Raw genomic sequence first — 10285 nt, 5'->3', positions numbered from 1 at the left:
GTGCGCTAGCCGGCCGTGGCGGCGGTCAGGCGCGCGTCGAGGAAGGCGCGCACGTCGGCGAGCTCCTCCTCCGACACCGAGTGCGTGAGGCCCGCGTAGACGCGCCCACTGAGATCGCTGTGGGCGGGGAGCCACTGCGCGGTCATGTCGACGAGGGCCGGCGGGATGACGTCGTCGCGCGAGCCGCGCCCCCAGAACACGGGCGGGCGCCGCTCGGCGAGCACCGCGTCGCCGGGGAGGTCGCCGCCGGCGGCGTAGCCCGCGAGCACGACGACGAACGACACCGCGTCCGGGTCGGCGCGCAGGGTCTGCAGGGCCACGGCGCCGCCCTGCGAGAACCCCAGGAGGCCGACGGGGCGTTCGCCGACGGCATCTCGGATCCAGGTCAGCAGTGTCTCCGCCGCGCGCGTGACCGCGGCGGGATCGCGGCCGTTCAGACCCTCGATGGGGTACCAGGAGGCCCCGGGCGTGGGCCACGGCGGGGTGAGGGGGGCTCGGACGCTCGCGACGACGAAGTCGTCGGGGAGGTACGGGACGAGCCCGAAGAGGTCGCGCTCGTCGGCGGCGTAGCCGTGCAGGAGGATCAGGACGGGCCGGTCGTCGCGTTCCCCGGGCGGCGCCGACCATTGCACGACGGCGGAGTCGATCGGGGGGAGCGCGCTCATGCGGCCATTGTGGCAGCGACCCCCGACATCGGCGCGGCGCCGTCCGGGGCCGGGGGCGGGGATGCCGCCGGCGGAGGGCGCCCTGGCCTCCTGACGTCCTCCCTCCGCCACATCTCCTCCCCTCCCCGCGGGACGGACCGCCGCGTACATGCGGCATCCGGGGTCGTCCGTTGATATACAGGACGCATGGCCGTCCGCACCCCCGATCCCGATCCCGCCGACGACGGCGAGGAGCGCGACCCGCTCGCCGCGTCCTTCCCCGCGGGGGCGCGGAGCTCCAACAGCAACCCGGGGTGGCTCAGCGAGGTCGAGCTCGCCGAGGCCCGGCGGCGCCTGCCGATGCTCTACGTCGAGGCCCTGCCCGTCCGCACGGACGGCATGGGCATCGTGACGCAGGTCGGCATCCTCCTGCGGGCCACGCCGCTGGGCGAGATGACGCGGACGCTGGTCTCCGGCCGCGTGCGCTACGGCGAGACGGTCCGCGACGCCCTCTTCCGCCATGTCGAGAACGACCTCGGTCCGATGGCGTTCCCGCTGCTGCCTGCGCAGCCGACCCCGTTCACGGTCGCCGAGTACTTCCCGCTCCCCGGCGTGAGCGCCTTCCACGACGATCGCCAGCACGCGGTCTCGCTGGCGTACGTCGTCCCGGTCACCGGCACGTGCGAGCCGCGCCAGGATGCGCTCGAGGTCACCTGGCTGTCGCCTCAGGAGGCGGCATCCGACGCTCTGGCCGAAGAGATGGAGGGCGGCCGCGGCACCCTCATCCGCCTCGCGCTGGCGTCGGTGGGCGCGCTGCGCTGACGCGGACGGATGCCACGGGCACCCGCCCCGTCGTCGTTGCCGGTGTCGCGGGCCCTGCCTAGGGTCGAGGCATGACCAGTTCCGAGCCCGCCCCTCTTCCGCTCCCCGCCGACGCCGCCGGCTGGCGGACCTTCGTCACGGACCGGCCGGCCGAGCGTCGCGCCCGCGTGGCGGCGATCGATGAGCGCCTGTCCCGCGCGGACGACCTGTCGACGTCCGAGCGCCTGCAGCTGTGGAACGACGCCGACCTGGCGCTCGGCGAGGCGCTGGCGCCGTCGCATCTGGTGAGCGAGTCCCACCCGGACGCCGAGATCCGCGCGGCGGCCGAGGCGGAGGTCCGCGAGCTCGAGGCGCTGCAGGCCGGCCGCCTGCTCGACCGCGCGCTCTGGCGGGCCTTCGCGGACGCCGACCCCGCCGGGCTCGCCGCGGACGAGCTGCGGCTGCTCGAGAAGATCCGCCGCGACTTCCGGCGCGGCGGTGTGGACCTCGACGACGACGCGCGGGAGCGGGTCCGTCTCCTCACCGAGCGCGACACCGAGCTCTCGCAGGCCTTCTCGCGCAACATCCGGGAGGGACGCCGTGAGATCCGCGTCCCGGTCGACGGCCTGGACGGCCTCCCCGACGACTTCCGCGCCACGCACCCCGCCGACGAGGAGGGCATGGTGACGCTGACGACGGAGTACACCGACCTCATGCCGGTCCGGGAATACGCGCGCGACCGCCGGACGCGCATCGCGCTCGTGTCCGCCTACAACGACCTCGCCTGGCCCGAGAACGAGGCGGTCCTCGCCGAGCTGCTCGCGGTGCGGGAAGAGCTGTCCCGCCTGCTCGGCTTCACCGACTGGGCCGACTACGAGGCCGACACCCGCATGATCGGTTCCGGCGCGGCGATCCCCGCCTTCCTCGCACAGGTCGACGAGGCCTCGGCCGCGGCCGCGCAGGACGAGTACACGCGGGTCCTGCGACGTCTGCAGCAGGACGAGCCGGCGGCATCCGAGGTCGCGATCGCCGACTTCTGGTACCTGCTCGGCACGCTCAAGCGCGAGGAGTACGACGTCGACGCCCAGGAGGTCCGGTCGTACTTCCCGTTCCCGCGCGTGCTCGACGGCGTGCTCGGGGTCACGGGCCGGCTGCTGGAGATCGACTACGTGCCCGTCTCGGCGCCGTCCTGGCACGAAGACGTGCGGACCTACGACGTGGTCCGGGATGGACGACGGCTCGGCCGCATCCACCTCGATCTGCACCCCCGCGACGGCAAATACAACCACGCCGCCTGCTTCGGCCTGGTCCCGGGCGTCCGTGGCCGCACCCTGCCCGAGGCCGTGCTGCTGTGCAACTTCCCCCGGGGCCTGCTCGAGCACGATCAGGTGGTCACGTTCTTCCACGAGTTCGGGCACCTGGTGCACGACATCCTCGGCGGGCACCAGCGGTGGGCGCGGTTCACCGGCATCGAGACGGAGTGGGACTTCGTCGAGGCGCCGAGCCAGCTCCTCGAGGAGTGGGTATGGGATGCCGACGTGCTCGCGTCCTTCGCGGTCAACGCCGCGGGAGAGCCGATCCCGGCCGACCTCGTCGCCCGCATGCGCACCGCGGACGCGTTCGGGCGCGCCCTCGAGGTCCGACGCCAGCTCGGCCACGCCACGACCTCGTACCACCTGCACGTCGACCGTCCCGAGGACATCGCCGCCGCCACCGAGCGGTACTACCGCGGAACCAGCCCGGTCCAGCCCCTGCCCGGCTCGCATTCCTACGCCGGCTTCGGGCACCTCACCGGCTACGGTGCCTGCTACTACACGTACCAGTGGAGCCTGGTGATCGCGCGGGACCTGCTGACCGCTTTCGCCGGGGATCTGATGAACGCCGAGGTCGCCCGCCGCTACCGCACCGAGATCCTCGAGCAGGGCGGGTCCCGCGACGCGGTCGACCTCGTCGAGGCGTTCCTCGGCCGCCCGACTCGCTTCGAGGCCTACCGGGACTGGCTCGCCGGGTCCTGAGGCGACGGGGCCGCGGCCTCCCGGATCGGATGCCGCGGCCCCCTGCCGTGCGTCGGGCTCAGGCCGCGGTCTCGCGGGCCAGAGCGGCGACGAAGGCGTCGATGTCGTCCTCGGTCGTGTCGAACGAGCACATCCAGCGCACCTCGCGGCGCAGCTCGTCCCAGTCGTAGAAGCGGAAGCTCTCGCGCAGCCGGTCCGCGACGCCGGGCGGGAGGATGGCGAAGACGCCGTTGGCCTGCGTCGGCTGGGTGAACTCGACGCCCCGGATGGAGCCGTCGGCCAGGCCCGCCTCGACGCCCGCGCGCAGGCGCTGCGCCATCGCGTTGGAGTGGCGGGCGTTGCGGAGCCACAGGTCGTCCTCGAGGAGCGCGACCAGCTGCGCGGACACGAACCGCATCTTGCTCGAGAGCTGCATGTCGAGCTTCCGCAGGTAGGTGAGACCAGTGGATGCCGCCGGGTCCAGCACGACGATGGCCTCGCCGATCATCGCGCCGTTCTTCGTGCCGCCGAAGCTGAGGACGTCGACGCCCGCATCGCGGGTGAACGCCCGCAGCGGGACGTCGAGCGCGGCGGCCGCGTTGGAGATGCGGGCGCCGTCCATGTGCAGGCGCATGCCGTGCCCGTGCGCGTGGTCCGCCAGGGCGCGGATCTCCTCGACCGAATAGAGGGTGCCGAGCTCCGTCGACTGCGTGATGGAGACGACCAGCGGCTGGGCGCGGTGCTCGTCGCCCCAGCCCCACGCCTCGCGGTCGACGAGCTCGGGGGTGAGCTTGCCGTCGTCCGTCGGCACGGTGAGGAGCTTGATGCCGCCGACGCGCTCCGGCGCTCCACCCTCGTCGACGTTGATGTGCGCGGTCGACGCCGAGATGACCGCACCCCACCGGGGGAGCATCGACTGCAGGCCCACGACGTTCGCGCCGGTGCCGTTGAACACCGGGTAGGCCTCGACGCCGTCGCCGAGGAGGGAGACGAAGAGCTCCTGCAGGCGCGCGGTGTAGACGTCCTCGCCGTAGGCCACCTGGTGGCCTTCGTTGGCCGCCGCGATCGCCGCGAGGACGTCGGGATGGATGCCGGAGTAGTTGTCGGAGGCGAAGCCGCGCACCGCGGTGTCATGCAGGGAGGTCACGGTTCCAGCGTAGTCACGGCCGCGGACGTCGCCGCCGCGAGCCGGGGAGCGCCGGGGGCCTCGCCAATGTCGGAGCCCGGGTCTACCTTGGGCCCCATGACCGATCCGCAACACGCCGAGGCGCGCACGGCCCCCGCCGGCGGAGGGCGCACGTTCCTCGCGGTGCTCGTCAACACGGCGGCGGCGAACGTCACGACGAGCTTCCTCTGGTTCGCGCTGACCTTCTGGGTGTACCTGGAGACCCGGTCGGTCCTGGCGACGGGCATCGTCGGCGGCGCCTACATGCTGCTGCTCGCCGTCTTCGCGATGGTCTTCGGCTCCCTCGTCGACCGGCATCGTAAGCACCGGGTGATGGTCTTCTCGGGCCTGGTGACCCTCACGGCGTTCCTCCTGGCGGGAGCGCTGTGGCTGTCGTTCCCGGAGGCGGTCCTCCTCGACCTCGGGGCGCCGTGGTTCTGGCTCTTCGCGGGGATCATCCTGGCCGGCGCGGTCGTCGAGAACATGCGCAACATCGCCTTGTCCACCACCGTGACGCTGCTCGTCCCGGTGGAACGGCACGCCAACGCCAACGGGCTCGTCGGCACCGTGCAGGGACTCGCCTTCGTGGTCACGAGCGTCTTCAGCGGGCTGTCCGTCGGGTTTCTCGGCATGGGGTGGACGCTCGCCATCGCGATCGGCCTGACGGTGGCGGCCCTGATCCACCTGCTGACCCTGAGGGTCCCCGAGCCGAAGCCGGAGAAGCCCGCCGAGGGTGCCCGTCTGGTCGATCTCCGGGGAGCCGTCACGGCGGTCCGCGCCGCCCCGGGCCTGTTCGCCCTCATCGTCTTCTCGACCTTCAACAACCTCATCGGCGGCGTCTACATGGCGCTGATGGACCCGTACGGTCTCGAGATGTTCGACGTGCAGGTCTGGGGATTCGTCCTGGGGCTCACGGCGACCGGCTTCATCATCGGCGGCGGTCTCGTCGCGAAGTTCGGACTCGGCCGCAACCCGATCCGGACGATGCTGCTCATCGTCATCGCGATGGGCGTTCTGGGTGCCGTCTTCACCCTGCGGGAATGGTGGTGGCTCTACGTCGCGGGCATCTGGGTCTACATGGCCCTCATCCCGCCGGTCGAGGCCGCGGAGCAGACCGTCATCCAGAAGGTCGTCCCTTTCCAGACCCAGGGGCGCGTGTTCGGCTTCGCCGCGGCCTTCGAGTCGGCCGCCGCCCCGGTCACGTCGTTCCTCATCGCCCCGATCGCGCAGTTCCTGATCATCCCCTACATGGACGAGCCGACAGGGCGGGCGGCGTGGGGATGGCTGCTGGGCGAGGGCGAGACCCGCGGCATCGCGCTGGTGTTCGTCGTCGCGGGGCTCGTCATGGTGGTGGCCGCGTCCCTGGCGTTCTTCACGCGGTCGTACCGCATCCTGTCCCGGCAGTACACGACGTCGGAGGTGAACGCCGACCCCGGCGGCGAACCGCACGCGGCGACGGCGGCGAGCGGGTCCGCGGACGAGACGGTCGCGGCATCCGGTGTCCCGTCCGACGCCGAGGCGCCGGTCGACCCGGTCAGCGCCCGGGGCGGCGGCGACGGCCGCATCCGGAAGGGCCCGCAGGGCTGACGGTCGCCACGGCGGAGCCGCGCGTGCGGAGCGTCGAGACGACCGGGCGTCAGGAGCCGAGGCCGACGACCTCGCCGTTCACCGCGGCCGCGTCCGTCTCCCACAGCGACAGGAACGCGTGCGCGAGCTCGTCCTCGCGCCCCTCCAGGGTGGCGACGCGGAACACCACGGCCGCCGAGGTCACGGCGGTGTCCGCTTCTCGTGCGGCCTTGGCGTAGCCCTGGGCCACCGCACGCGTCCAGGCCTCGCTCGCGGCCTTCACCGCCGCGTAGTTCGCCCCGCCGGCCAGGGGCCGGGCGACGGCCGTGGACGAGACGATCGCCAGCCGTCCGGCCGAGGAGGCGCGCAGGTCGTCGTCGAAGGCGCGGGAGACGTTCCGCAGGGCGGTGAAGGACCGCAGCAGGAAGGCGAGGTCGTCATCGGTCTGTCCCGCCAGGCCGCCTCCGCCGCGCCACCCGCCGACGAGGTGGAGGACGCCGTCGACCGCCCCGTGCTCGGCGTGCAGCCGCCCCCGCAGCGCGGTCACCGCCGTCGGGTCGGTCAGGTCGCACACCTCTGACGCCGCGCCGGGCGCGGCGGCGGCGGCATCGGCGGCACGGCCCGCGTCCGAACCCACGACGACTACGCGCGCGTCGGCGGTGCGGAGGGCGCGGGCGCACGCGCGTCCGGCGGCGCTCGTCCCGCCGGCGAGCAGGACGAGGCGCCCGGCCACGGGGTGGGGCGCGGTCATCAGGGTCCTCCTCGGGACGGCGTGCGGGGTCGGGTCGTCGCCGACGCTCAGTCGGTCCCGCGGATCCCCTCGGTGGAGGCGATCACGGGACGCATCTTCTTCTCGAGCGCCTCGAAGAACATCGACAGCGGGAACTCGTCGTCCAGGACCGCGTCGGTGAAGCCCTTCGGGGCTCCGGCCAGGATCTCGTCCGACAGTCCGCGCGCCCAGACCGACGCGGGGTGGGGCGTCACGACCGCGCGCACGAGGTCGTAGGCGGCGAGCCAATGCGCGGTCTTCGGCCGGTCGATGGAGCGCCAGTACAGGTCGTCGATGGCGTCGGCGAGGGCGACCACCGCGGCCGGCACCTCGTCCCAGTCGAACGCGAGCGACGTGTCGGTCCAGTGCAGCACCCGGCGCTGGTGCAGCCAGGCGAAGAGCAGCTGGCCGCCGAGACCGTCGTAGTTGCGGACGCGCGAGCCGGTGATGGCGAAGCGGAAGATGCGGTCGAAGATCACGGCGTACTGAACCAGCCCGGCATGCTCGAGCATCGCGCGCTCGGCCTCGTCGAGGTCGTCGCGGGCCGAGAGTCGCGCCTGGAGGGACACGCACTCGCGGAAGGCCGTCAGGTCGCAGCGCAGCTCTTCCAGCGAGTAGAGGAAGAACGGCATCCGCTGCTTGATCATGAAGGGGTCGAAGGGCAGGTCCCCGCGCATGTGCGTGCGGTCGTGGATGATGTCCCACATCACGAAGGTCTGCTCGGTCAGCGCCTGGTCGTCGAGCATGCGCGCGGCGGCGTCCGGGAGGTCGAGCTTGGTGATCTCGGCCGCCGCCCGCGTGACGCGACGGTAGCGGGCGGCCTCCCGGTCCTGGAAGATCGCCCCCCAGGTGAAGGTCGGGACCTCGCGCATCGCCACCGTCTCGGGGAACAGCACGGCGGAGTTCGTGTCGTATCCGGGCGTGAAGTCGATCAGGCGCAGCGAGACGAACAGACGGTTGGAGTACTCGGTCTCGAGGCGCGCGATGAACTCGGGCCAGATTACCTCGACGAGGAGGGCCTCCACGTGCCGGTCGCGCGAGCCGTTCTGCGTGTACATCGGGAAGACGACGAGGTGGCGCATCCCGTCGACCCGGTGCTCCTGCGGCTGGAACGCCTGCAGCGAGTCGAGGAAGTCCGGGACGCCGAAGCCCCCGTCGCGCCAGCGGACGAAGTCGACGATGGATGCCGCGAGATAGCGGTCGTCGTGGGGGAAGAGCGGCGTGAGCGCGCTCACCGCGCGCACGATGTCGTCGACGAGGGCGACGGCGCGGGGGTGGTCCGCCGCGTCGGGGACGGATCCGTCCTGGGCCTGGATCTGCTGCAGCTGCGTGGCTGCGGTCTTGAGGGTGGTCCAGGCGGGCGTGTGCTCCGCCTCCGCCGCCGTGCGGCCGCTGACGAGATCGTCGAGGGGAAGAGCGGGCGTCGTGATCGTCATAGCAGCCTCCGGTCTGCGATCCTGTAGTCAAGCCGTAAGAATTACGGCCACACCGTGATGCTAACGGAAAACTTACGTAGACCGCGAGGTGGGGAGGGAGGCGACTGCTAGCCTCACCGCATGACTGACGTCCCCGGTCGCGTCCCTCGCCTCGACGACGCCGTCGACGCCGCGATCGTCCGCGAGATCTCGCTCGACGCGCGCGCGACGCTGGCGCACATCTCGGAACGCGTCGGGCTGTCCGTGTCGGCGACGCAGTCCCGCCTACGGCGCCTCGAGGCGCGGGGCGTGGTCCGCGGCTACCGGCCCGTCCTCGACGCCGAGGCGCTCGGGCGCCCGCTGGCGGCGTTCGTGGAGATCACGCCTCTCGACCCGGCGCAGCCCGACAACGCGCCCGAGCTCCTGGCCCACCTGTCCGCGATCGAGGCCTGCCACTCGATCGCCGGCGAGGCCGCTTACATGCTCTTCGTCCGCGTCGCGACCCCGCGCGACTTGGAGGACCTCATCCGCGACATCCGCGCCGCCGCGCAGGTGAACACCCGGACCACGGTCGTCCTGCAGACCTTCTTCGAGGCTCGTCCGATCGAGCCCGCCGACTTCCCGGCCTGACGGTGCGACCCGGTGGCATCCGTCCTCCGGTGACCGCGGATACATCGGTGGGCGGATGCCCGACGGAGACGGCCCGCGTAGCGTTGCGGTGATGTGGGAACTCCGTTCGCTCCGCCGGTATCAGGTGATCACCGACCTCAGTGTCGCCGGGGTGTTCGGCGCGCTCATGCTCGCCGTGGAGCTCTCGACGAGGGTCTGGCCCGTCGACGCCGTCTCGGCCGTCCTCCTCGTCATGGCCATGAGCGCTGCCCTCGCAGTGCGTCGCCTGCAGCCGGGCGTCGCGCTCACGCTGGCATGGGTCGGGGCCGTCCTGCAGATGGTGTTCGGCCGCCAGCCGTCGCCGACGGACGTCGCCATCTTCGCCGTCCTCTACACCGCCGCCGCCTACGGCACACGCCGCGTCTTCTGGGCGGGCTTCGCGTCCTCCCTGGTGGGTGCGGTGGTGATCGCGGTCTACCTGGTGGTCCTCGGTCGGGGCCAGGAGGAGCTCCTGCAGCCGAGCGTCCTCTTCTCGATCGTCGCGATCCTCCTGGCCGCGGCGTTCGCGCTCGTCCTCGCGTGGGTGACCGGTGCGCTCGCCCGGACAGCCATGCGCGCGGCGGCGACGAGCCGGGCGCAGCGCCTGGCCGAGGCCGAGACGATCGCCGAGCAGGAGCGCGTGCGCATCGCGCGCGACATGCACGACGTCGTCGCCCACTCCCTGGCGGTCGTGATCGCGCAGGCGGACGGCGCGCGCTACGCCGCCGCCGCCGACCCGCAGGCGGCGACGAGCGCATTGGCGACCATCTCCTCGACCGCGCGGGCGGCCCTGACGGACGTGCGTCAGCTGCTGACGCAGTTGCGGCACAGCCAAGCGGACGGTCCGCAGCCCACCCTCGCCGACCTCGAGACGTTGTACGCGCAGGTGCGTGCGGCGGGAGTCGCCCTCACCGTGGACATCGACCCGGCGCCGCCGGGGGAGCCTCCCGCAGCGATCCAGCTCGCCGTGTTCCGCATCCTGCAGGAGGCTCTGACCAACGCCCTGCGGCACGGGACGGATCGGCGGGTGGACGTCCATCTCGGATGGCTGCCCGACCGCGTCGAGCTCTCCGTCCGCAACGCCCGCGGCGAGACGGCCGCCGTCCCCTCGGCCCCCGGTGGGCACGGGCTCATCGGGATGCGCGAACGCGCGCAGCTCGTCGGCGGCACCTTCGCCGCGGAAGTCGACGGGCCGTGGTTCGTCGTCCGGGCCACGATGCCGATCGGCGCGCCCGCGTGACCCGCTCCCGCCGCATCCGGGAGAGTGGATGCCACCCCCTCCG

9 protein-coding genes are annotated in these 10285 nt (G+C 72.5%); 5 read left to right on the top strand and 4 right to left on the bottom strand.

Annotated features, from left to right (window positions below):
- Nucleotides 1-5: 5 nt before the first annotated feature.
- Nucleotides 6-665, bottom strand: coding sequence for an alpha/beta hydrolase (locus ACO03V_RS01415; RefSeq protein WP_367732232.1), 660 nt, complete (start codon nucleotides 663-665; stop codon nucleotides 6-8).
- Nucleotides 666-851: 186 nt separating this feature from the next.
- On the opposite strand from ACO03V_RS01415, the gene ACO03V_RS01410 reads away from it, so the two are divergent.
- The gene (locus ACO03V_RS01410; protein ID WP_367732234.1) at nucleotides 852-1466 is read left to right on the top strand and encodes an NUDIX hydrolase family protein; all 615 of its coding nucleotides are present in this window, start codon (nucleotides 852-854) and stop codon (nucleotides 1464-1466) included.
- A 71-nt stretch (nucleotides 1467-1537) separates the two neighbouring features.
- Nucleotides 1538-3460: a M3 family metallopeptidase gene (locus ACO03V_RS01405; protein ID WP_423136333.1), complete on the top strand. Its 1923-nt coding sequence runs from the start codon at nucleotides 1538-1540 to the stop codon at nucleotides 3458-3460.
- 58 nt (nucleotides 3461-3518) lie between these two features.
- Here ACO03V_RS01405 and ACO03V_RS01400 read toward each other — a convergent pair whose 3' ends face one another.
- Nucleotides 3519-4586, bottom strand: a complete 1068-nt coding sequence (locus ACO03V_RS01400) for a threonine aldolase family protein (RefSeq protein ID WP_423136332.1) — start codon at nucleotides 4584-4586, stop codon at nucleotides 3519-3521.
- 96 nt (nucleotides 4587-4682) lie between these two features.
- Here ACO03V_RS01400 and ACO03V_RS01395 point away from each other — a divergent pair, with 96 nt between their 5' ends.
- Entirely contained in the window at nucleotides 4683-6191 is a 1509-nt protein-coding gene (locus ACO03V_RS01395; protein ID WP_423136331.1) for an MFS transporter, read from the top strand.
- A 49-nt stretch (nucleotides 6192-6240) separates the two neighbouring features.
- Here the strand turns inward: ACO03V_RS01395 and ACO03V_RS01390 are convergent, their stop codons facing one another.
- Nucleotides 6241-6921 (bottom strand): SDR family NAD(P)-dependent oxidoreductase, encoded by a 681-nt coding sequence (locus ACO03V_RS01390; RefSeq protein ID WP_423136330.1) that lies wholly within the window; start codon nucleotides 6919-6921, stop codon nucleotides 6241-6243.
- Between the two features lie 47 nt (nucleotides 6922-6968).
- Entirely contained in the window at nucleotides 6969-8375 is a 1407-nt protein-coding gene (locus ACO03V_RS01385) for a DUF6421 family protein (protein WP_423136329.1), read from the bottom strand.
- A gap of 120 nt (nucleotides 8376-8495) precedes the next feature.
- On the opposite strand from ACO03V_RS01385, the gene ACO03V_RS01380 reads away from it, so the two are divergent.
- Nucleotides 8496-8984, top strand: a complete 489-nt coding sequence (locus ACO03V_RS01380) for an Lrp/AsnC family transcriptional regulator (RefSeq protein WP_367732260.1) — start codon at nucleotides 8496-8498, stop codon at nucleotides 8982-8984.
- Between the two features lie 91 nt (nucleotides 8985-9075).
- On the top strand, nucleotides 9076-10242 hold the full coding sequence (locus tag ACO03V_RS01375; RefSeq protein WP_367732262.1) for a sensor histidine kinase: 1167 nt from the start codon (nucleotides 9076-9078) through the stop codon (nucleotides 10240-10242).
- The last annotated feature ends 43 nt before the right edge of the window (nucleotides 10243-10285 follow it).

The organism is Microbacterium sp. HMH0099 (genome assembly GCF_049384025.1).
GTDB lineage: Bacteria > Actinomycetota > Actinomycetes > Actinomycetales > Microbacteriaceae > Microbacterium.
Note: the sequence above shows the minus strand (reverse complement) of the source record. Positions and strands in the feature narration are given on the sequence as shown.